19 protein-coding genes are annotated in these 22,560 nt (G+C 68.3%); 7 read left to right on the forward strand and 12 right to left on the reverse strand.

Annotation, left to right across the window (positions count from 1 at the left end; all coding sequences use genetic code 11):
- Window positions 1-8: 8 nt before the first annotated feature.
- Both HRC28_RS14385 and HRC28_RS14390 read right to left on the reverse strand, forming a co-directional pair.
- On the reverse strand, window positions 9-1,583 hold the full coding sequence (locus HRC28_RS14385) for a hydantoinase/oxoprolinase family protein (protein ID WP_237111494.1): 1,575 nt from the start codon (window positions 1,581-1,583) through the stop codon (window positions 9-11).
- 22 nt (window positions 1,584-1,605) lie between these two features.
- Window positions 1,606-2,325, reverse strand: coding sequence for an aspartate/glutamate racemase family protein (locus tag HRC28_RS14390; protein WP_182376181.1), 720 nt, complete (start codon window positions 2,323-2,325; stop codon window positions 1,606-1,608).
- Window positions 2,326-2,505: 180 nt separating this feature from the next.
- Here HRC28_RS14390 and HRC28_RS14395 point away from each other — a divergent pair, with 180 nt between their 5' ends.
- Genes HRC28_RS14395 through HRC28_RS14420 form a run of 6 tightly spaced genes read left to right on the forward strand, consistent with a single transcriptional unit; the run spans window position 2,506 to window position 9,699 of the window.
- Window positions 2,506-3,558, forward strand: coding sequence for a sugar ABC transporter substrate-binding protein (locus HRC28_RS14395; RefSeq protein WP_182376182.1), 1,053 nt, complete (start codon window positions 2,506-2,508; stop codon window positions 3,556-3,558).
- Window positions 3,559-3,560: 2 nt separating this feature from the next.
- A complete protein-coding gene (locus HRC28_RS14400) occupies window positions 3,561-5,126 on the forward strand; it encodes a sugar ABC transporter ATP-binding protein (protein ID WP_182376183.1) in 1,566 nt (521 codons plus the stop codon).
- Window positions 5,123-6,115, forward strand: coding sequence for an ABC transporter permease (locus HRC28_RS14405; RefSeq protein WP_182376184.1), 993 nt, complete (start codon window positions 5,123-5,125; stop codon window positions 6,113-6,115). The genes HRC28_RS14400 and HRC28_RS14405 overlap by 4 nt, the downstream gene beginning before the upstream one ends.
- Window positions 6,116-6,145: 30 nt before the next feature.
- Complete coding sequence (locus tag HRC28_RS14410) at window positions 6,146-7,708, forward strand: hydantoinase/oxoprolinase family protein (RefSeq protein WP_202033080.1); 1,563 nt, start codon at window positions 6,146-6,148, stop codon at window positions 7,706-7,708.
- Between the two features lies 1 nt (window position 7,709).
- A complete protein-coding gene (locus HRC28_RS14415; protein WP_182376185.1) occupies window positions 7,710-8,801 on the forward strand; it encodes a DUF917 domain-containing protein in 1,092 nt (363 codons plus the stop codon).
- A 49-nt stretch (window positions 8,802-8,850) separates the two neighbouring features.
- Window positions 8,851-9,699 (forward strand): PhzF family phenazine biosynthesis isomerase, encoded by an 849-nt coding sequence (locus tag HRC28_RS14420; RefSeq protein ID WP_182376186.1) that lies wholly within the window; start codon window positions 8,851-8,853, stop codon window positions 9,697-9,699.
- Between the two features lie 525 nt (window positions 9,700-10,224).
- On the opposite strand, the gene HRC28_RS14425 is transcribed toward HRC28_RS14420, so the two are convergent.
- From HRC28_RS14425 to HRC28_RS14455, 7 genes are all read right to left on the reverse strand, one after another.
- Complete coding sequence (locus HRC28_RS14425; protein ID WP_182376187.1) at window positions 10,225-11,400, reverse strand: TetR/AcrR family transcriptional regulator; 1,176 nt, start codon at window positions 11,398-11,400, stop codon at window positions 10,225-10,227.
- A 5-nt stretch (window positions 11,401-11,405) separates the two neighbouring features.
- Window positions 11,406-12,953, reverse strand: coding sequence for a long-chain-fatty-acid--CoA ligase (locus tag HRC28_RS14430; RefSeq protein WP_182376188.1), 1,548 nt, complete (start codon window positions 12,951-12,953; stop codon window positions 11,406-11,408).
- A gap of 11 nt (window positions 12,954-12,964) precedes the next feature.
- The gene (locus tag HRC28_RS14435; RefSeq protein ID WP_182376189.1) at window positions 12,965-13,792 is read right to left on the reverse strand and encodes an SDR family oxidoreductase; all 828 of its coding nucleotides are present in this window, start codon (window positions 13,790-13,792) and stop codon (window positions 12,965-12,967) included.
- Between the two features lie 14 nt (window positions 13,793-13,806).
- Entirely contained in the window at window positions 13,807-14,205 is a 399-nt protein-coding gene (locus tag HRC28_RS14440; protein ID WP_182376190.1) for a MaoC/PaaZ C-terminal domain-containing protein, read from the reverse strand.
- On the reverse strand, window positions 14,202-14,660 hold the full coding sequence (locus HRC28_RS14445) for a MaoC family dehydratase N-terminal domain-containing protein (RefSeq protein ID WP_182376191.1): 459 nt from the start codon (window positions 14,658-14,660) through the stop codon (window positions 14,202-14,204). Before HRC28_RS14445 ends, HRC28_RS14440 begins: the two co-directional genes overlap by 4 nt.
- Window positions 14,661-14,663: 3 nt before the next feature.
- Window positions 14,664-15,845 carry a lipid-transfer protein gene (locus HRC28_RS14450; protein ID WP_182376192.1) on the reverse strand — a complete coding sequence of 394 codons (1,182 nt, stop codon included), beginning with the start codon at window positions 15,843-15,845 and terminating at the stop codon, window positions 14,664-14,666.
- A gap of 125 nt (window positions 15,846-15,970) precedes the next feature.
- Window positions 15,971-16,981 (reverse strand): AraC family transcriptional regulator, encoded by a 1,011-nt coding sequence (locus HRC28_RS14455; RefSeq protein WP_182376193.1) that lies wholly within the window; start codon window positions 16,979-16,981, stop codon window positions 15,971-15,973.
- Between the two features lie 162 nt (window positions 16,982-17,143).
- On the opposite strand from HRC28_RS14455, the gene HRC28_RS14460 reads away from it, so the two are divergent.
- Window positions 17,144-18,511: a discoidin domain-containing protein gene (locus HRC28_RS14460; RefSeq protein ID WP_182376194.1), complete on the forward strand. Its 1,368-nt coding sequence runs from the start codon at window positions 17,144-17,146 to the stop codon at window positions 18,509-18,511.
- Window positions 18,512-18,592: 81 nt separating this feature from the next.
- Here HRC28_RS14460 and HRC28_RS14465 read toward each other — a convergent pair whose 3' ends face one another.
- Genes HRC28_RS14465 through HRC28_RS14475 form a run of 3 tightly spaced genes read right to left on the reverse strand, consistent with a single transcriptional unit; the run spans window position 18,593 to window position 22,499 of the window.
- On the reverse strand, window positions 18,593-20,107 hold the full coding sequence (locus HRC28_RS14465) for an aldehyde dehydrogenase family protein (RefSeq protein WP_182376195.1): 1,515 nt from the start codon (window positions 20,105-20,107) through the stop codon (window positions 18,593-18,595).
- Window positions 20,104-20,991: an SDR family oxidoreductase gene (locus tag HRC28_RS14470; RefSeq protein WP_182376196.1), complete on the reverse strand. Its 888-nt coding sequence runs from the start codon at window positions 20,989-20,991 to the stop codon at window positions 20,104-20,106. Before HRC28_RS14470 ends, HRC28_RS14465 begins: the two co-directional genes overlap by 4 nt.
- The gene (locus tag HRC28_RS14475; RefSeq protein WP_182376197.1) at window positions 20,988-22,499 is read right to left on the reverse strand and encodes an NAD(P)/FAD-dependent oxidoreductase; all 1,512 of its coding nucleotides are present in this window, start codon (window positions 22,497-22,499) and stop codon (window positions 20,988-20,990) included. The genes HRC28_RS14470 and HRC28_RS14475 overlap by 4 nt, the downstream gene beginning before the upstream one ends.
- Between the last annotated feature and the right edge of the window lie 61 nt (window positions 22,500-22,560).

The following is a 22,560-nucleotide window of genomic DNA, read 5'->3' on the forward strand; positions in this document are numbered from 1 at the left end:
GCGGGACGTCAGTCACGGTCGAGAACGCCTGTGGACTCGAGGGTGAGGTCGCCGATCGCCTTGACGCGGATCCGCGTCGCGTTGCCGGGGAGGTAGGCCAGTGGGACTTCCTCGACTTCCACGATCCGGATCGACGCCGGTGCCGCCCCCGCAGCAATGGCGCGATCGACAGCCTCTTGGCGCGCTTGGTCCATGGCTGCTTCGCGACCGCCGGGTGCCACGGTGAACACGCGGTCGACGTCACCACCCACCTCGGCGATCGCGGCCCCGATCGCATTGGCCACGGCGTAGTTTTCGGGCCGCGTGACCGATGACGTGCCGTCGACGACCTTGGGCACCAGAATGCTCCCGCCCCCCACTGCGACGAGGGGTATCGGGTCGCGGGAGATCCGCATCCGGGACACCGCGCCTGCGATCCGGTTGCCGACCTCTGCGAGCGCTTCGCGCACCATCGCCCGGTCCAAGCCGGCCACCAGCCGGGCGTCGCCCAGATCGACCAGGCCGGCCGCGACGGCGACGTCGGAGGCGGTCAGCGTCTCGCCGCCGAAGACGAGCGCCCGTTCGGCGAGTCGATGCCCAACGCTGTTCGGCCCGATCGACACGCCCTTCCCGCCGCGTTCGACCAAGCTGCCGCCGCCGATGGCCACCGAAAGGACATCGGGCATCCGGAAGCTGGTCTGGACGCCGGCGACATTGACCTCGGCGGATGCCTGGCGGGGCAGGCCGCCCTGCAGGATCCCGACGTCGGTGCTGGTCCCGCCCACATCGACGACGGCGCAGTCCTGGACACCTGAGAGGAATGCGGCGCCGCGCATCGAGTTGGTCGGCCCGGAAGCGAAGGTCGCGACCGGGAAGCGGCGGGCGTGGTCGACATCCATCAGCATGCCGTCGTTCTGGCTGAGGAACACCGGAGCCGAGATCCCCGCCGAGGCGACCGCGTTCGTCAGGCCGCTGGTGACCGTATCGGCCAGCTCGCGCAGCGCTGCGTTGATGATCGTGGCGTTCTCCCGACCCAGGATGCCCATCCGGCCGATCTCGTGGGACAGGCTGACCTGGGCACCGGGCACCTGCTCGGCGATGATCTCGGCGGCACGCAGCTCGAGCTCCGCGTTGACCGGTGAGAAGACGGAGGAGATCGCGAAGGAACGCGCACCCGCCTCGAGGGCAGCATGGACAACGGCCCGGAACTCCGTCTCGTCGAGGTCGGCGATGGCGGTGCCGTCGTACTCGTGCCCGCCGTGGCACTGGAAGCTGTGCCCGCCGAGCGCGGTGACGAGCCGCTCGGGCCAGTCGGTCAGGGGCGGCAACGCCGCGGTTGCCGGTAGGCCGAACCGGATCGCCGCCGTCGGGGCCAACCGGTCCGCTTCGATGAGGGCGTTGATGAAGTGTGTGGTCCCGATCATGACGGCCCCGATGTGGGCGGTCTCGACGGTTCCGAGCGCCTGCAGCGTCGCGATCGCGGTGGTGATTCCGTGGGTGACGTCGTCGGTGGTTGCAGTCTTCGCGACACCGAGGATGCGTGTGCCGTCGAGGACCACCGCATCGGTGTTGGTGCCACCGACGTCGATGCCGAGTCGCAACATGTCTGGTCCTGACGGCATGGGGTCAGCCGATGCGCAGCTTCGCGGGAGGGATCGGGTACGTCGTGCGGCTCGGACGAAGGCCCATGCGGACCTGGCTCTCGAGCCAGGTGATGGCGGCCGCGGTCGGGTCGACGACGGGCACGAAGGTGCCGCTGGCCGCGATCTGCTCCTGGAGCCGTGCGGCCATGCCGATCATGCCGGTGCACCCCAGCACGAACACGTCGACCTCCCGGGCCTCGAGCGCGGCGCTCGCCTGGGCATGGAGGGCGTCGCCGACAACATCATGCTCCTCCAGGGACAGCACGGGGACGTCGATCACCCGAATCGGCCCAAATCGTTCCGCCAAGGCGTACCGGCGCGCGAGTGAGCGCAGCATCGGAGTCACGTTCGGCAGGACCTGCAGCAGGCCGACCCGTTCCCCGAGGCCGAGCGCGGTCATCAGCGCGGGCTCGAAGCCGCCGACCACGGGGACGGAGGCAATCTCTCGGGCCGCTGCCACGGCTGGATCGGCTCCGCAGCTGATGAAGATGGCGTCGACACCCTGTGCGTCAGCTTCGTGCACCCGCTCGAGGATGCCGGGTCCGGCGAGCGCCTCGTCGTACTCGCTTTCGATACTGGCCGGCCCGTGACGGAGCGTGACCAGGTCCACCTCCGTGCCGGGGCCCGCCCACTCCGTCACCTCCCGCAGGGTCGCGTCGCGGAAGGTGTCGCCGATGACGGGCAGGATCACGCGCAGATGCATGGCAGGTCTCCAGGGTGGGGTGCTGGTGGGAGTCCTGACCCTAGGAGCGGCGCGGTGGGCGTCGAGGTGGCTGGATGCCCAGCTCCGGTGGCGGAAGTGTGCAGGTCGCCCAGTGTTGTGGAACACATTCGCTGATGAGATCGGGGCAACCCACCTCCATCCACGACCGGGAGTCCCACCATGAACCGACACCTTGGCCGAGCGGCCTTGGCGCTCTGCTCTATCGTCGCCCTCGCTGCCTGCAGCACCGGCACCACCGGAGACTCCTCGGGGAGCAGGCCCGACGTGGTCGACGCCACGATCGACAAGTCCGGTGACCTGGCCGGCAAGCGCGTGCTCTACGTCGACGCGGTGCCCGGCAACGCCATCCTCGACGGCATCGCCCAGGGACTCGCCAACGAGCTGAACGCCGAAGGCGCCGAGATGGTCCGGGTGTTCCAGATCAACGCCCAGAACACCCTGGACCTCGCCGCTGGCGCCCAGCGGGTCAACGAGGGCATCGCTCAGGACGTCGACGCCATCATCGCCTTCCCGCTCGACGTGAACGCCTTCCGCCCGGGCGTCAAGGCCGCCAACGAGGCCGGCATCCCGATCTTCATCTTCCAGGACCTGGCCGGTCTCGACGTCACCGGGAAGGTCGCCTTCCCTGACCAGGCCCGCGGCAAGGAGACCGGCCTGGCACTCGCCGAGGTGGCTGGCGGGGAAGGCACCGCGACGGTTCTCTCCGGTGTGCCCACCGACAACATCGAGAAGGCCGTTGCCGGCGCGATCGACGGCCTCGAAGAGGGCGGAATGAAGATCGTCGGCGATCCGAACAACCAGCGCAACCTCAAGGACGACGCACCGGAGGCGCAGCGAATCGCCCAGGCGATCTTCCAGAAGTACCCGGACCTCTCGGCGCTCTTGGTCTACAACTCCGCCTCGGCGACCGGCGCAATCGCCGCCGCCAAACAGGCCGGTCTGGAGGGCAAGGTGAAGATCGGCAACATGTCCGGCGAGGACGTGAACATCAGCCAGGTCAAGGACGGCAAGCTCGCCGTCAACTTCGACTTCGACGGCCCGGCCTACGGGAAGGTGATGAGCGAGCTCGTCATCCGCGCCCTCAGCGGCGAGAAGCTCGACAACGAGGTCGTCGACGCCCCACTGGCCGACGTCTACAACGAGGACAACGCCGCCGACTACGTGCCGTGGACCGAGCGGCTCACGTACGTCAAGATCCCCTCCTCCTACTGATCATGTCGACCACCGATGTGGGCCTCGAACCGACCGACCGAGATCCGGTCGTGAACCCGATCGTCGCAGTCCGTGGGATCACCAAGATCTACGGTGCCACCCGTGCGCTGGACGGCGTCGACGTCGACTTCCGCGAGGGTGCAGTGACCGCTGTGGTCGGCGCCAACGGATCGGGGAAGACGACCCTGCTCAAGGTCGTGTCCGGGCTCATCGACTCGTCCGAAGGCACGGTCACTGGGCCGGAGGGCCACGAGATCCGCAACCTGCAGGCGGCCCAGGGAGCCGGCGTCGTTCTGGTCCCCCAGGAACCGACGCTCGCCGGACACCTGCCGGTCTGGCAGAACGTGTGCCTGGGCCGCCCTGAGGCCCGGCGCGGGCCATTCCTGGACAACCGCGCCGGACGGGCGCTGGCCCGCGAACACCTTGCCGGGATGCTGCCGGGCGACGTTCTCGATCGCACCACCTCCACGCTCAGCAAGTCCAGCCGACAACTGGTCCAACTGGCCGCGGCGACGGCCAAGAAGCCGCGAGTGCTGATGCTCGACGAACCGACAGCAGTGCTCGACGAGGACGGTGTCACGGCCCTCGACGGCCTGATCCGGCGGTTCGTCGCAGACGGCGGATCCGTCATCATCGTGTCCCACCGGCTGCGAGACATCCTCGAACTCGCCGACGACGTCGTGGTGCTGCGCAACGGCAAGGTCGGCCTCGCGGCACCGGTGTCCGCGGCCACGGAACGCTCCATCGTCCAGCTGCTCACCGCCGACGAGCGCCCGGACTGCGCCCGCCACACCCCCGATGCGTCCCACGTCGTGCTCGAGGCACAAGACATCGTCGGCTGGCGCGGACTCCGCGTCGATCGCCTCGAGGTCCGGGCCGGCGAGGTGCTCGGGATCGCCGGGCAGAGCGGCAGCGGACGGTCCCGGTTGGCAGCAGTGCTCGCCGGGGCCCATCCCGCGGCCGGCACCGCCCGGGTCGAGGGCCGGTCGTACCGGTTCGGGAACATCCGGGCAGCACGGGCCGCCGGCGTGGCCTACATCCCCGAGGACCGCCAGGAGACCGCGATCCTCGGCAACCTGCCGGTCAGCGCCAACCTCGTCGTCGGTCGCGAGGACGCGGCCGTACGACGAGGGCCGCTGCGGCGCCGTGCGGGGGAGCGGGCGATCACCCGCGAGCTGATCGACCGCTTCGAGGTTCGCCCCGCTGACCCGGACCGCCCCGCGGCCCTCCTCTCCGGCGGCAACCAGCAGAAGCTGGTCGTGGGTCGCGCTCTGTCCCAGTCGGGCACCAAGGTGGTGATCGCCGACGAACCCACCCAGGGCGTCGACGCCAGTGCGCGAGGTGCGATCCACGCCTCGCTCGCGGCCGCGGCTGCCGGCGGCTGCGCCGTCGTCGCTGTCTGCAGCGAGTTCGAGGAGCTCTTCGAGATCGCGGACCGCGTCGTGGTCATGCGCGACGGCGCGCTCGTGCTCGACCGGCCCCTCCACGAGACCAACGCCGACGAGGTGCTCGCCGCCTCGCTCGGCTCAGACACAACGTCCATCGATGAAAGGGATGAAGCACGATGACCGCGATCACCGCACCTCCCGTGCCCACGACCACTGAGACCCCGGTGCCCACGCCGCGGATCAGCAGCTCCTTGCGCCAACAGGGACTGTTCGCGGCGATCACCGTCGTGATGTTCCTGGGTGCGCTCCCGTTCCTCGAGCAGCTCCGCAACGGCCCGTACGTCATGGTGCAGCTGGCGACCTATTCCGCCGTACTGATCATGGCGCTGGGCCAGACCTTCGTCGTGATCCAGGTCGGCTTCGACCTGTCCACCGGCGCCATGCAGGGATTCGTGGGGGGACTGGTCTTCGTGATGGTCACCTGGCGGATCAGTGACGGCCTGGTCATCGTGCTGTCGCTGGCGATCGCAGTGGCCATCGGCGCGCTGGTGCACGGCGTACTGATCGCGAAGGCAAAGATGAACTTCTTCATCGTCACCCTCGCCAGCTACACCATTCTTCCCAGCTTGCTGCGGGTCTTTCTCGACGGCTCCAGCAAGCCGGTCAGCAGCCCGACACTCGACTCGCTGGCCAACGGCTCCGTCCTCGGCATCCGGACCCCCGTCATCGTCGCGGCAGTCGTCTTCGCCCTGCTGTGGGTGGTTCTCAACCGGACCGTCTTCGGACGCAACGTCTATGCCACCGGTAGCAATCGCGAGGCCGCACGGCTGGCCGGCGTCCACGTCGACCGCGTCACGATGACCTGCTACGGGATCTGCGCGCTGTGCGCCGGCATCGCGGGCCTGCTGCTGATCGGCACCCTCGGGGCGGCTGATCCGTCCGCGGGTCTCGGCAACGAGTTCTTCGCCCTGACCGCCGTGCTGCTGGGCGGGACCCGCTTCTCCGGGGGCCAGGGTTCGCTGTTCGGCACGTTGCTCGGCCTGCTCTTCCTGGTGGTGCTCGCCAACGTGCTCCTGCTCAGCGGGATGCCCCAGTTCTGGATCGGTGCCGTGCAGGGAGTCGTCCTCCTCATCGCGGTCGGCATCGACCGGGCGCGCCGCGACGCCTGACCCACACACCCCCAAACAAGGAGTTCTCCAATGTCACTGCGCCTGGGAATCGATGTCGGCGGGACCAACACCGACGCCGTCCTGCTCGACGGCCGCGACGTGGTCGCCGCCACCAAGAGCTCAACCACCGAGGACGTCACCCTGGGCATCCTCAACGCTCTCGAGGTGGTGCTCACCGACGTCGATCCGGCGGAGGTCTCCTCGGTCTTCATCGGCACGACCCACTTCATCAACGCCATCGCGCAGGCCCGTGGACTGGAGCAGGTCGCCGTGGTGCGGCTCGCAACGCCACCGCAGAGCCTGCTGCCGATGCTCGACTGGCCGGACCATCTCACGGGGATCGTCGGCGAGCACTTCTACGTCTGCCCCGGCGGCGCGCAGTTCGACGGTGCACAGATGGACGACGTGGACGAGGTCCGCCTCCGCGGCATCGCCAAGCAGATCGCGGAGGCAGGGATCCAGCACGTAGCGCTGAGCGGAGTGTTCTCCACCGTCAACCCCGAGCACGAGGAGCTGGCCGCCACGCTGCTCCTCGAGGAGCTGCCCGACATCACGGTCACCCGGTCCGCCGCAGTCGGCCGGGTGGGCCTGTTGGAGCGGGAGAACGCGACGATCCTCAACGCCGCCCTGCGCACACTCGCCGGGCGGGTGATCGACGGCCTGGAACAGGTGGTCGCAAGGGCCGGGATCAGCGCCCCCATCCTGCTGTCGCAGAACGACGGCACCGTGATGACGCTCGACCGCGCGCGGGAGTACCCGATCTTCACGATCGCCTCCGGCCCGACCAACTCCATGCGCGGCGCCGCACTCCTCACCGGCATCGATGACGCCGTCGTGGTCGACGTCGGCGGCACCACCTGCGACATCGGACTGCTGCAGCGCGGCTTCCCCCGCGAATCGACCGTCGCAATGAGCCTGGCCGGCGTGCGCAGCAACTTCCGGATCCCCGACGTCTTGTCGATCGCCCTCGGCGGCGGGACCGTCATCGAGGAGAACGGTGCTGTCGTCGGCCCGGCCAGTGTCGGCTTCCGCATCACCGAGGAGGCCAAGGTCTTCGGCGGCGACATCCTCACCTTCACCGATATCGCGGTCGCGGCTGGTGCCGAGTCGATCGGCGACCCCGTCCTGGTAGCCGACGTCTCCGCGAGCGTCCGCGACACCGCACTACGCATCGCGGCTGAACGCGTCATCGAAGCCGTCGAGAAGACCAAGCTCACCTCGACCGACACCAAGGTCATCGTCGTCGGGGGCGGAGGCCCGTTGTTGGCCGTGTTGCCGGGCCTCGAGGACGTCATCATCCCCGCCCATGCGGGCGTGGCCAACGCCGTGGGCGCGGCATACGCCGAAGCGGGCGGCGAGGTCGACCGGGTCTACAACCTGGCTGGCACCACCCGCTCCGAGATTCTCACCGCTGCTCGCGAGGAGGCGATCGCTCTGGCGGTCAAGGCCGGCGCCCGGGCAGGCGACGTACGCATCGTCGACGCCGAGGACATCCCGCTCACCCACCTCGGTGGAGGTCAGGCCGTTCGGGTACGCGTCAAGGCAGCCGGTCCGTTCCACGACTTCACCACCACCGACAAGGAAGGACGCTGACATGCGTTTGATCGACGAAGCCGCCCTCGATGACATGACCCTGGGCTCCACGGTGCTCGGCTCGGGCGGTGGCGGTGACCCCTACATCGGCATGCTGCTCGCCCGCGACGCCATCCGGCGCTTCGGTCCGGTGCCCCTAGTGGACCTCGACGAGGTCCCCGACGACGCAAATCTCGTCTTCATCGCCGGCATCGGCGCTCCCGGCGTCATCATCGAGAAGGTGCCGCGCGCCCACGAGTACGAGCGCGTCCTGCAGCAGCTCGAGCGCTTCACGGGCAAGACCTTCGACTACGTCTGCCCGATCGAGGCCGGGGGCCTGAACGCGGTCACGCCGTTCGCAACGGCGGCCGCGTGCGGCGTACCGGTCATCGACGCCGACGGGATGGGACGGGCCTTTCCCCACCTGGACATGGTCACGCCCACCCTGTTCGGCCAGCAGGCCACACCGTTCGTCATGGTCGACGAGCATGGCAACTCGATGTTCCTCGAGTCCCTCACCAACGCGTGGGGCGAGGCCTATGCCCGGGCCGGTGTCCTGGCCAGCGGCGCCAACGCCACCATCGCTCTCTACCCGATGACCGGGGCAGACGCGAAGCGCTCGCTGGTCCGCGGCGCACTCAGCACGGCCACCGCGATCGGTCGCACGCTGCGGGAGGCCCGGGAGAACCACCGGGCTCCGGTCGATGCACTCGTGGCGGGTCACGAGGGCGTCCTGCTCTTCACAGGCAAGGTCGAGGAGGTCGACCGCCGCAACGAGCGGGGCTGGACGCTGGGGACGGCCAAGCTGAGCGGTCTGGGCGAGGACGACGGCCACACGTTCACCCTTCACTTCCAGAACGAGAACCTGGCGGCCGAGCGGGACGGACGGATTGTCGCGACGACCCCCGACCTGCTCATGGCAATGGAGATCGATTCCGGCGTCCCGATCCCCGCGGAGGAGATCCGGTACGGCTACCGCGTCGCCGTCGTCGGCATGCCCGCCGACCCGCTGTGGCGGACCGAAGCCGGCCTCGAGCTGGCGGGGCCTCGGCGGTTCGGATACGACGTCGACTACGTCCCGGTCGAAGCAGGTGCCCGCGAGACCGTCGGGTGATCCCTTTCCTGCTGTCCGACATCGCACCCTGCAACGAGTCGAGCCGACCATGACCGCGTCCCCGACGGTCGCGCGCTACGCGGCCTTCGCCGACGATCCCGAACTCGGCAACCCGGCTGGTGTCGTGCTCGATGCGCAGGCCTTGACCGATGCCGAAATGCAGCGCATCGCCACGGACACCGGATACAGCGAGACCGCGTTCGTGACCTCATTCGTGGAGCCGGGGCCGGAGTACATAGACGTGCGGTACTTCGCCCCGGACTCGGAGGTCGACTTCTGCGGCCACGCATCCGTAGCGACGGCAGTCGCGCTGGGCGACCTGCTGGGACCCGGGGACTACATCCTGCGCACGCGCGTCGGAGACATCCACGTCTCCGCCTGGCGTGACGGTCGGCGCACCATGGGAGCGTTCCGAAGCGCGGCCGTCTCAAGTTCCCCGATCACGACGGAGGACCTCGACGGCCTCCTGCGGGAACTGAGATGGTCCCGCGAGGACCTGCATCCCGATTTCCCTCCAGCTGTCGCATTCGGCGGCAACCACCACCCGGTCCTCGTGGCCAAGGACGTGAGCCGGCTCGCCGACCTCGAATACGACTTCGATGGCCTGCGGAGCATGTGCCGCGCGCGCGGCTGGGTAACGATCCAACTCCTCGCCGCCGATGGGCAGGGCTCTTGGCGCTCGCGCAACCCCTTCCCATGGGGCGGAGTAGTGGAAGACCCTGCCACGGGCTCGGCGGCCGCGGCGTTCGCCGGTTATCTTCGAGCACTCGGGCAAGTCGTCGCCGGAGACTGGTTCACCATCCTTCAAGGGGTCGAGATGGGCCGCCCGAGCCGCATAGAAGTAGAGGTTCTCGCGACAGCTGCACTCATCTCCGGCCCTGCAGCGGTCATACCCTGACACCACTGCCGCAACGTTCCGGTGCGGTGAACGTCCTCGCCTACGAACTCGCAATCGCCGCCTCTTGGGTCACCAGGCGAGCAGTTCAGAGCGGGGCACCCCAGCCGTTGGTACTTCGGGTGATTTGAGTCGTGTCACGTTTATGTACCGTAAACCTGATCCCACCGAGGCTTTTGAGGTCACGTCCGCGCAAGAGCGAAGACATGGCGCTCGAGTCGTGTGTCGCGTTCGTGCAGGTCAGAGCACGAATTCGCATGCCAGAGCAAGAACTGGGGGAGTGGTTTCGCTCTCCAGCGGTCTGCCAGGGGGTCGCAGGTTCAAATCCTGTCAGCCCGACCGAAAAGTAGCCTCTGACCTGCGGAAACACAGGTCGGGGGCTGCTTGGGTTTTCGACTCACTTCGCCTCATGGCACGTTCATGGACCGAGATCCATTTCGCATGGGCGCACAGTGAGCGCTGCGCGGTTGGTGATCGTGGGCATGCTGATCCCGTGGGCGGGACTGTCAGATTGCCCGGCGCAATGGGTCAGGCGGGCAGCCCCAGCACGGCGGCGCCGGCTGCCTGAAGCTCAGCGGCCAAGCTGGGCAGCTTTCTGAGTCGCGCATTGCGGGCACAGGTGGTCGTCACCGAAAGCGCGGCCTGGACGCGAACTCGTGCGATGTCCTCGGGCTCATCCGGGTGTACGTCAGCCATCAGGTGGATCCACTCGCCGATGTAGCCGCGCTGCTCCTTGACGATCCGGCGCAGATCGCCGTCGGGCAGGTTGCCCGTCTCGCTGAGCATCACGCTGATCAGATCGGGTTGGTCGAGCACCAGACCGGCGTACGACGCGACGAGCTCGCTCAGCGCCGAGTCTGGCGTGGATGCCCGGGACAAGGCGCGATTGAGGTCGAGTCGCAGCCACTCTGCTCCCCGCGTCATGGCCGCGACCAGCAGGTCGTTCTTGGCCTCGAAGTGGCGGTAGATGCTGGTGCCGGTGAGACCGGCCTCGGCAGCGATGTCTTCGATCCCGACGCTCTGGTAGCCCCGTTCGGCAAAGAGCGCGATGGCGGAGGCAAGCAACTGCTCGCGGCGCGACTGCCCGCCGACCTGAGCAACCCGGTCAGGTCCGGTCGCGAGGTCAGACGTCGGCGGGGTCCGTATCGCCGCTCCGGCCATCTCGGCCAGCAGGTCGCGGAGACCAGTGCCCGGCAGCTCGATGTGGTGGAACGACGGGCTCATCAGCACGCCGATCGTGGTCCAGGTGCGCAGCTCCGCGGCCGGCGCGCTCAACCCCGGTTGCTGGGTCTTGAGGATTGCTTCCAGGGACGCGAGGACACCGAGGACGCTCTGGTTGATCTCCCTCAGCGCCGATGGATCGAGATGACGGGACTCCCGCTCCCAGAGCGCCCCGAAGTCTCGGTGCTCGAGGGCGGCTTCGGCCAGCGCCCGGAGCGGGTCGTTGTCCCGGGCAGCGTCTGCGACGTGTGAGGCGAAGGACGCCACCCGCGTCACCATGACCTCGACCAGCAGCTCCTGCTTCCCGGGAAAGTGCCGGTAGAGGGCGGACGGGCCGACGGCCACGGCTCCCGCGATGTCGCTCATGGACACGTGCGGGAAGCCTTGCTCGGCGAAGAGCCCCGCCGCCGCCTTGACGATCATCTGGCGGCGGTTGCGCGGTCGCGTCCCCCGGGCCGGCACGTCGTAGCTGGCGGTGCTCATGAGGACTAGTTAACCTGCCGTCCGTTCTCACCCCAGTGCATGGCGCGCAGTTCGCGCTTGAGGATCTTTCCCGCGCCGGACATCGGGAGCGAATCGACGAAGGCGACGCTGCGCGGGACCTTGTAGTTGGCGATGTGGGTCCGGCAGAAGTCGGTGAGCTCGTCGGCATTCAGCGGGACGTCTGGGTGGAGGACGACGACCGCGTGCACGCGCTCGCCCCACTGGTCGTCGGGGATGCCGATGACCGCGCAGGACGCGACCGCGTCGTGCTTGGCCAGCGCGTTCTCCACCTCGGCGGAGTACACGTTCTCGCCGCCGGAGATGATCATGTCCTTGATCCGGTCGACGATGAAGACGTAGCCGCGCTCGTCCATGCGGCCGCCGTCGCCGGTGTGCATCCAGCCGTCTCGGATCGCCTCGGCAGTCGCTTCCGGCTTGCCCCAGTAGCCCTGCATCACGTTGTCGCCGCGTACGGCGATCTCGCCCACCTCACCGCGCGGAACCTCGCCCCCGACCGGGTCGACGATCTTGACCTCGACGCACGATCCGGCCCGACCTGCTGCGCGAGTCAGCGTCGGGTCCTCGTGGTCGGTGGGGGTGAGGATGCAGGCAAGCGGCGCCAGTTCGGTCATGCCATAGGCCTGGGTGAAACCGGCCGACACGAATGTCTTGCGGGCGCGCTCAAGCAGCGCCTCCGAGATCGGCGATGCGCCGTAGAGGATGCCACGCAGACTGGACAGGTTCGCGGTCGCCGTCTCAGGTGCGTCCACGACCATCTGGATCATGGTCGGCACCAACAGCATGTCCGTGACCTCGTGCCGCTCGATGGCCTCGACGACGCCCGCGGGCGTGAACATCGGAATGATGACGTTCGTCGTGTGGCGGAGGTTGCCGGTGGACCACGCGCCGATCGCAGCGAGGTGGAACATCGGCGCGGCCGTCAAGAGCCGGGGCTCGCCGTTGAGGATGTGACCGGATCCGCCGATGGCGTACGCCGACGTGAGCAGGTTGCGATGGCTGATCATCACGCCCTTGGGGAAGCCAGTCGTCCCACCGGTGTAGAAGACGCCGTACAGATCGTCGCCCGAACGGCGAGCGTCCTCGACCGGCTCGGTGCGGGCGACCAGCTGCTCGTAGTCGACGGTCCCCTCGGGTGCGGACCCCTCGCCGCAGTAGACGACGGTCTGCAGGTCGGGCATCTGCTCACGCAGGGCCGGAAGCATCGGGAGGAACGCGTCGTCGACGAGCAGCACGCGGGTGTCGCAGTCGATGAGCGAGTAGGCGATCTCGGCGGGACTCCACCGGATGTTGACCGGGTTCACCGCGGCACCGGCCCACGGTACGGCGAAGAGGTACTCGTGGAACCGGTCGGAGTTGAGCGCCAGCATGCCGACGCGGTCGCCCTCCGCGACGCCGAGGCTCTGGAGGGCGCCGGCCACCCGTGCGATCCGGTCGACCGACTCGGCAACGGTGCGCACCCGGTCGCCGTACACCGTGAACGGCCGGCCCGGGCACTGCTGCACCTCGCGGTGGAGCGACATCGTCATCTGCATGGGGACCGACCTCAGATCATGAAGCCGCCGCCGCAGACCAGGGTCTGGGCGGAGACGTAGTCGGACTCGGGGGTGCACAGCAGGTAGACCGAGCCGGCCGCTTCCTGCGGCGTGCCGCCACGACCGAGCGGAATCATCGTCTCCATGGCGGCGATCAGCTGCGGGTTGACGCCGACCTTGATCTCCTTGCCCTGGACGTCGATGGTGCCGTCGCCCGCGGGAGCGTCGGTGAGGCGGGTCTTGATGAGGCCGAAGGCGACGGTGTTGACCGTGACGTTGTAGCGGCCCCACTCCTTGGCCATCGTCTTCGTGAGACCGGTGATGCCGGCCTTGGCTGCGGCGTAGTTGGCCTGGCCGGCGTTGCCGCCGAGGCCGGCGACTGAGGAGATGTTGACGACCTTGCGGCACGGGACCGGCTCGCCGGCCTCCTTGGCAGCCTTGACCTGGGCCGCGATGACTGGCTGCGCTGCGCGCAGGATCCGGAACGGAGCCTTGAGGTGGACATCGAGGATGGCGTCCCACTGCTCGTCGGTCATCTTCTGGATCACGGTGTCCCAGGTGTAGCCGGCGTTGTTGATGATGATGTCGAGGCCGCCGAAGTTGTCGACCGCCGTCGCGACGAAGCGCTCGGCGAAGTCGTCGTCGGTGACGCTGCCGATGCAGCTGGTGGCCTTGCCGCCCGCTGCTTCGATCGCTGCGATGGTCTCCTTCGCGGGTTCGGCGTCGAGGTCGTTCACCACGACGCTGGCGCCTTCGGACGCGAGCTTGAGCGCGATCTCGCGCCCGATGCCGCGGCCGGAGCCGGAGACGATCGCTACCTTGCCGTCAAGAGTTCCCATGATGAGTCAGTCCTTCAGTCGAGTGAGACGACGGCGTCGCCCACGAGGGTGGTGGTGCCGTCGGCGAGAGTGACGCCGAGCTCGAGCGTGGCCAGGCCGTCCTCGACGGCGGTGACCTTGCCGGTGCAGGTCGGCTGACCGTGCACCGGGGTGATCGCGGCGAAGCGGACGCCGAAGGACCGGACCTGCCGTTGCGGGAACCAGCCCGTCAGCGCGCGGCCGAGGAAGGCCATCGACAGCATTCCGTGGGCGAACACGTCGTCCAGCCCGGCCGACCTGGCGACGTCGAGGTCGACGTGGATCGGGTTGTGGTCTCCCGATGCACCGGCGAAGAGCGCCAGCGTGGTGCGGGAGATCGGCGGGAGCTGCAGAGCCGGCAGTTCAGTGCCGACCTCGAGCGTGGTGGCGGTCATGCGGTCACCTCCGGGTTGCGTACGACGATCACGGTCGTGAGGTCGGCGACGGGACCACCGTCGGTGTCGGTCACTGCCGTCTTCTTGACGATGAAGTCGAGAGCGCCGCCGCGCTTGCTGTAGACGTCCTCGATCCGTGACGTGGCGGTGAGCTCCTCGCCGGCGTAGGCCATGCGGTGGTACTCGAATCGCTGCTCGCCGTGGAGCACGAACCTCAGGTCGACGTCGAGCTTGGCAAGCCACTCGAACGGGTCGGGTGCCTCGAGCTCGATGCCGAAGAGGAAGGACGGCGGGACCGGGAGGTCGCGGTGGCCAGCGGCGGTTGCGGCGTCGAGGTCGACGTACGTCGGGTCGCTCTGGCCGGTGGCCTTGGCGAAGGCGCGCAGCCGGCCGCGCTCCATCGTTGCGCTGATCGGCGGCATCTCGGTGCCGATGACTGAGGTGTCGAGAGCCATCTGTCAGCCCACCTTCTCGTAGAGGGTCACGACGCAGGCGCCGCCGAGACCGAGGTTGTGCTGCAGGGCGAGGTTGACGCCGTCGACCTGGCGCGCCTCTGCCCGGCCGCGGAGCTGCCAGACAAGCTCGGCGCACTGGGCGAGGCCAGTCGCTCCGAGGGGGTGGCCCTTGGACAGGAGCCCGCCGGACGGGTTGGTGACCACGCGGCCGCCGTAGGTGTTGTCCCCTTCGGCGATGAACTTCTCGGCCGTGCCTTCCGGGGTGAGCCGTAGCGATTCGTAGGTCAGCAGCTCGTTGGTGGTGAAGCAGTCGTGCAGTTCGACGACCCGGATGTCCTCGGGCCCGACGCCGGCCTGCGCGTAGACCTGGTCAGCGGCTGCTTGCGCCATGTCGTATCCGATGACCCGGGTCATGTCCGTGGTGTCGAAGGTCGACGCGAAGTCGGTGGTCATCGCCTGCGCCTTGATGGCGACGTCGGCCGTGAGTCCATGCCGGGCGGCGAACTCGGGGGAGCAGATCACCGCTGCCGCTGCTCCGCCCGTGGGCGGGCAGCACTGGAGCCGGGTGAGGGGGCCGTAGATCTGCGGGGAAGCGAGCACTTCCTCGACGGTGATCGCGTCGCGGAAGACGGCGTACGGGTTGTTGGCGGCGTGCTTGCGGGCCTTCACCGCGATCTTGGCGAACGTGTCGTGGGCCAGGCCGTACTTCTCGGCGTAGGCCGCTCCGGCGCCGCCGAAGTACTGGGCAGCCATCGGTGCCTCGCTGACGCCCTGGATTCGGTCACGGACCTCGTCGAACCGATCGAACGGCGTCGGTCGGTCGCTCCAGGCGCTGCCGAGAGCGCCGCGCTGCATCTGCTCGAAGCCGAGAGCGAGGACGCAGTCAGCCATCCCGCTCTCGACGGCCTGGCGAGCCAGGAACAGTGCCGAAGACCCGGTCGAGCAGTTGTTGTTCACGTTGACGATCGGGATGCCGGTCTGGCCCAAGCCATAGAGAGCCGCCTGGCCGCAGGTCGAGTCGCCGTACACATAGCCGACGTAGGCCTGCTGGACGAGGTGGTAGTCAATGCCGGCGTCAGCGAGGGCGGCGCGCGCCGCGGCCTCGCCCATGACGTCGTACGACTGGCTCTTGCTGGGGGTGCTGAACGGCACCATCCCGACTCCGGCGATGCGTGGAGAAGCCATGCGCTCGCTCCTAACGATGTAAGTGATGATTCACATACGATAGGCATGAGGTCCCGCAGAGCGCAATACGGGGAACTTGTGAACCACGTGGCTATTCACTTACGGGTCCTGGTGGCCGGCCACCCTCAACCCTGCGCGCGCCTGAAGGCTCGGGGACTGACGCCCGCCCACCTTCGGAAGGCGTGGGTGAATGCTGACGTGTCGCCGTACCTGAGGTGGCCAGCGACCTGTTGGACGCTGGCTCCGCCCGCCTCCAGCAGGTCGATCGCGATGCTGAACCGGACGTGGTCGCTCAGCGTGCGAAAGGTCGTGCCCTCCTCGGCCAACCTGCGGCGCAGCGTCCGCTCCGTGGTGAGCAGCGCCGTCGCGAGTTCTCGAATGCCGGGCAGGTCAGGAGCGGCGCTCCAGAGCCGATCGAGCACCCGGTTCGCGACCGTGCTGCTGGCCCGGCGCGCCGAGACGAGCTCGCGGCACTCTGCCGTGGCCGACTCCCAGACGTGGGTGTCGGACTGGGGGAGTGGGTCGGCAGACCATGGGCAGGCGAAGGTGTAAGCCGTTCGGGAGGCCCCGAGCCGAGGGGCAATCCCGAACGTCGATTGCCAGACCTCCGGACCTGTGGTGTCGATGGAGAGGTCCAACGACGTGACGCACAGGCGGCTCCCGATCACCTCACGGACGGCGAGGAGCGTGGCGCTGAGGTCGCGAGCCAGGAGCAGGGGGCGACCCTCGTCCATGAGACGGCTGCCATCAACCTCGACGGTGGCGCCACCTGAGCGCAGCGACTGACGTATCTGGCACAGCGCGGGCATCAGCGGAGCGTAGGTCTTCGCAAACTGCATCGCGGCCTGGAGGGACGGGCTCGAGAGCAGCGCGAGCCCTGCGACGCCGTACGTCGAGAGGTGGAGGCGGCTGCCCAGGCGCAGGCCCACTGTTGCTGGATCGGCCACGGACCCGGCGAGGTTGCCGGCGACCCTGGCTTCCATCCAGGTCGCCACGAGGGCTGCGGGACGCTCGAGATCGGCGGCCACCAGGTCGGTGCCGGCCAGTACCTCGACCGGATCGATCCCGTGCTCCAGCCCGGCCGCGACCATGTGGCGTACGCCAGTGGCTGCGCGGGGCAGCTCCCAATGCCTCACAGGTCACAGACGCTAGGGCCACCGCGCAATCGTGCACAAGCAGTTGGCCGAATCGCACAACATTCCGGCCGCTTCCCACCTGTCGGAGGGACGTCTCGCGAGGCGACCCTGTGCAGGCGGGTGGATGTGCCACGCCGCGCGTCTGGAGAGGACCCCGCCCCCATGAGTACGACGATCCGACGTCGAGCACTTGCCCTGCTGGCCGCGCTTCCGATGATGACGGCGGCCCCGGCTGTCGCCGCCGAGACCACTCCGCTGCCGGGGCCTGCCCTGGTGACGCCGACCGCCACCCTCCAGTCGGCGTTGAACTGCTCCTCGGACGTCGCGACCGCGACGAAGACGCCGATCCTGCTCATCACGGGCACGATCGAGAGCCCGCTGCAGTCCTGGAGCTGGGGTTACCAGAAGGTGTTGCGCGAGCAGGGCTACCCCGTCTGCACGGTGTCCCTGCCGAACGGCGGAACCGGCGACATGCAGACCACGGTCGAGTACGTCGTCAACGCGATCCGTTCCGTGCACACGACCGCCGGGCGCAAGATCTCCCTGGTCGGTCACAGCCAGGGCGGCCTGCTGCCGGCGTGGGGGCTGAAGTACTGGCCGGACCTCGCCGACTACGTCGACGACGCCGTGCTCCTCGACGCTCCCGTGAATGGATCCGATCTCGGGCGCGTCTGCGACTTCACCCACTCCTGCCCCGCGCTTGCCTGGGACATCGTGCCCGGTTCGAACTGGACCAGGGCCCTGACCCGCTCGCCACTGTCGGTGTCCACCTCGGTGACCACGGTCGGCGCTGGCAACACCGACCTCATCGTGCCGGGTGGGGCCGCGACGAAGCTGAACGGCGCCACCAACTTCGTCGTCGGAAACCTCTGCCCTGGCCGCTACGTCTCCCACCTCGACATGCTCGGCGACAACGTCGCGTACGAACTCACGATGGACGCGTTGACGCACACGGGGCCAGCCAGTTGGTCGCGCGTCTCCGGTACAGCCTGCTCCAGGACCTTCTTCCCCGGCATCGACGCAGCCGCGAAGACCTCCTATCTCGACCTGATCGGTGACGTGATTGACGCGCTCTTCGATGCAGCCTGGGTTCCGGCGGAACCGCCGCTGCGCGACTACGCCATCGGACTGGTCGGCGACACGAACTTGTCACTGAACAAGCCGGTCACCACCTCCAGCAACCAGTCGTCGTCGTACGTCGGCAGCAAGGCGGTCGACGGGAGCCATGGCACGCGCTGGTCCAGCGCTCCCTACCAGGCCCTGAACTGGATCTACGTGGACCTCGGTGCAACGAAGACGGTCACGGGCGTGCAACTGGGTTGGGAGAAGGCCTACGCCAACGACTACTCGGTCCAGGTGTGGGACGGGACCGCATGGCGGACGATCTACTCCACCGGGTCCGGTGACGGCGGAAATGACTTCATCCCGCTCGCCGACGTCAGCACCCGCTTCATCATGGTGCAGATGACGTACCGCGGCTCCGGCTACGGAAACTACTCGTTGTGGGAGATGACGGTCGCCGGTCACTGAGTTCGGTGCGCGACGGTTTACGTCGAATGCCGTGGACCAGGACGACGGGCGGGCCGCTGCCCGTCCGGTCGTAGAACGTCGTCACTGGTCGGTGTGGCCCCGCCGCGGCAGGACGCGCGAGACGCCCTGCAGCTTCCGGCGGATGTCACGGCCAGCGACTGCCTGGAAGATCGCCGCGACGGCCCGCGACTTGGTGGCCGAGTACGGGTACCACGCCATCGCCTGGATCAGGGAGAGTTCGACGCGGTTGCTGACCACGGCTCGCGGTCGGCAGTACTTGAAGACGGCGTACTCACCACCCAGGCGCGCGCCGATACCGGAGTTCTTCCACCCGGCCTGGGGGACCGGGAAGCAGGCGAGGTGGGCCTGGACGTCGTTGACGTCGATCGCGCCGACTTCGAGCCGACGGGCGAGGTCCTTGCCGCGGCCCTTGTCGGCAGTCCACACGCTGGCTGACAGACCGTAGCGCGAGTCATTGGCGAGCCGGACCGCTTCGTCGGCGTCCCGGACGCGCATCACCGGTATGACCGGCCCGAAGGTCTCGTCGGTCATCACGTCCATGGTGTGGTCGACGTGGGTGAGTACGGTGGGTTGGAAGAAGCGTCCGTCGAGCACCCGCTTGCCCCCGCTGCGCAGGCGCGCTCCCTTGGTCAGCGCGTCCTGGACGTGCTGCTCGACGATGTCGGCCTGTGCCGGCACGATCATCGGGCCGAGTTCGGTGTCGAAGCCCGGTTCCGCGTTCTGACGCAGGCTCTCGACGACGGCGACCAACTTGTCGACGAAGGCGTCGTGAACGGAGTCCTCGACGTACACCCTTTCGACCGACGTGCACATCTGTCCCGTGTTGGACAGGGCGCCGAAGGCGATGCCTGCGGCTGCGTGGTCGAGGTCCGCATCGGCAAGGACGATGGCCGGATCCTTGCCGCCCAGTTCGAGACTGAACGGGACCAGCCTGCCTGCCGCCTGCTGCGCCACGATCCTGCCGGTGCGCTCGGAACCCGTGAACTGGACGAAGTCGACCTCGTCGACAACGGCACTCCCCACGTCCCCAGCACCCAGGACGACACGGAACACCGGTGGTGCGCCGATCGCGGACCAGCCGGCCACCGCCGCTTCCACTGCGGACTCGGTGACCTCGGACGGCTTCACCAACACGGTCGCGCCGGCCAGGAGCGCGGGGATGGCGTCGAAGAGGGACAGCGCGAGCGGGTAGTTCCACGGGGAGATCACGCCGACCACGGGGTAGGGCTTGTACTCGACCTCCAGCGCCTTCGTCGCCGTGAGCAGCCCGTGGGGCCGCGGGCGCCCGGGGGCGAGGAATCGTGGGGCGTTGGCGGTGTAGTAGTTCGCCATGTCGACGGCGAGCATCGTCTCCAGGGGTGCTTCTGCGGCCGGCTTACCGGTGTCCTGCTGCACGAGAGTCGACAACTCGTCGGCGTGGTCGAGCAGCCAGTCGCGGTAGCGCTGCACGATCCTGACGCGGCCCTCGACCCCCAGCTCCTCCCAGGCAGGTTGGGCGGCGCGAAGCTCGGCGACAACGTCGCGTACGTCGACGCGGAGCTTCGACCTGGACCGGCTCGCGGTGGGGGTGCTCATTTCGTCGACTGCTTCTTCGTCGCCGTCTGTCGGCTCCGCGTAGTGGCGAGGTCGAGGTGCTCGGTGCGGTCACGGTAGGCCTGGCGAGCGGACTCGTCGGTGTTGATCCCTGCGTCGTGGACACCGGTGGCGTGCGCGACGAGATGCCGGACAGCGGCCGGGAGCAGTCGCATCGGGGCCACCATCGCGTTGGCGCGGAACGGCACCAAGCGCAGGCCGCCGTGGTTCTTCTCAACGGATGACACGATCGCGTTCGAGATGGCCTCGGGCTCCACGAAGGCGATCTTGCGGACCAGCCACGGCTGCTTGACTCCAGCGATCAACTGGGTGTTGACGTAGCCCGGGCAGATCGTCGTCACCGTCACGCCCAGCGGAGAGAGCTCCTGGTCGAGCGCGTCACCGAGCCCGACGACGGCAAACTTGGTGGCGCAGTAGACCGCCACCCCCGGTGCTGCAACGAGCCCTGCCGCGGAAGCCACGTTCACGATCTGGCCATGCCCGCGCTCTGCGAAGCGGCGTCCAGCCAGTTTGGAACCAACGACGACTGCGCGCACGTTGATGTCGATCTGCCGGTCGGAGACGCCGTCGGTCTCGTCGAGGAACGGCCCGGTCGGCATGATTCCAGCGTTGTTGACGAGGACGTCCAGGCCGCCCAGCTCGGCCTCCACCTTGTCGAGGAAGGTGGCGAAGGCCGCCGCGTCGGTCACGTCCAGCGGCAGTCCGACCACCGTCGCGCCGGTGTCCGACGCGATCGCGCCTGCGGTCTCGGCGACCAGTTTGGCGTCGATGTCGCCGATGACGACTGAGTGTCCCTTGGCGGCGAACTCGCGGGCGGTCGCAGCGCCGATGCCCTGGGCGCCGCCGGTGATCGCAATGCGCTTCATGATGCTTCCTTCTGGTTCGTGTTCCGGGACTGGCCGACCACGGTGTAGTCGGTGAGTGCGACGTGCTTGGTGCGTCGGCGGTACTCGCTCATGAGACCGGGCCAGTTGTTGGTGACGCGGCCCTGGCTGTTGACGTACCAGCTCGTGCAGCCACCCTTGGCCCACACCGAGTTCGACAGCCGTCCCTGCACCTCCTGGCTGAAGGCGTCGTACACCTCGGGCCTGACGTCGAGGTAGGTGGCACCGGTGCGGTCGAGCTTGTGGACCGCGTCGACGATGTAGCGGGCCTGGCTCTCCAGGACGTAGACGATGGAGCCACCACCGAAGTTGGTGTTGGGGCCGTACATCAGGAACATGTTGGGGAACGAGCTGATCGCCATCCCCAGGTACGCCGCCGGGCCGTCGGCCCACTGGGCGTTCAGGTCGACGCCGCCCAGCCCTGACACGGTCATCGGCGTCACGAAGTTCTTTGCCTGGAAGCCGGTCGCGAAGATGATCACGTCGACCTCGTGCTTGACACCGTCGGCAGTGACGATGCCCCCGGGCGTGACTTCGGTGATGCCATCGCGGACGACGTCCACGTGGTCCTTCGCGACGGCGGGGTAGTAGCTCGACGACAGCAGGATGCGTTTGCAGCCGATCGTGTAGTCGGGGGTCAGCCTCCGGCGCAGCTCCGGGTCCTTGACCTGGAGTCGCAGCTGCGCCTTGGTCGCCAGCAGGACGGGCGCCAGGTAGGCCTCGCGCGCCCGGTTGCTCCAGTTGCCGACGAGGGCCGGATTCACGGCCTCGCCGATGGCCCACCAGGCGCCGCGGAAAGCCTTCAGCACGCCCGGGATCCTGCGGTAGGCCCAGTGCTCGGCGGCCAGGTGCCCGTAGTCGGGCTTGGGAATGAGGTACTCCGCGCTGCGCTGGAAGACGGTCAGTTGGCCGGCCACCTTGGCGACCTCGGGCACCAGTTGTACGGCGCTGGCGCCGCTGCCGATCACGGCCACCCGCTTGCCGGTCAGGTCGACGTCGTGGTCCCACTCCGCCGAGTGGAACGCGGTGCCGGCGAAGCTCTCCAGCCCTGGCAGGTCAGGCACCGACGGGCGTGTCAGCTGGCCACACGCCGGCACGAACACGTCCGCGTCGTAGGTGGCGCCGTCGGTGTCGGTCAGGCACCACGAGCCCGACTCCTCGTCAAAGACCGCGCTTGCGATCTCGGTCTCGAAGCGCAGGTGTTCGGCCAGGCCGTACTTCTCGACACAGTGCTCGAGGTAAGCCTGGATCTCCGGCTGTGGCGCGAAGGGCCGCGACCAGCGCGGGTTCGGCTCGAACGAGAAGGAGTAGAGGGATGAGGCCACGTCGCAAGCGGCACCGGGATAGGTGTTGTGCCGCCACACCCCGCCCACGCCCGTGGTGCGTTCGAAGATCGTGAAGTCGGTGTAGCCGGCTTGCTTGAGGCCGATGGCCGTGGCCAAGCCGCTGAAGCCGCTGCCGACGATGGCCACCGAAGGTCGTTTGCTCATGCTTCAAGGCTCGCTGGCGCGCGGGGATGCCACTAAACGACTTCCCGCCGCATACTTGCTC

The sequence above is a fragment of the Nocardioides sp. WS12 genome (genome assembly GCF_014108865.1).
Taxonomy (GTDB): Bacteria; Actinomycetota; Actinomycetes; order Propionibacteriales; family Nocardioidaceae; genus Nocardioides.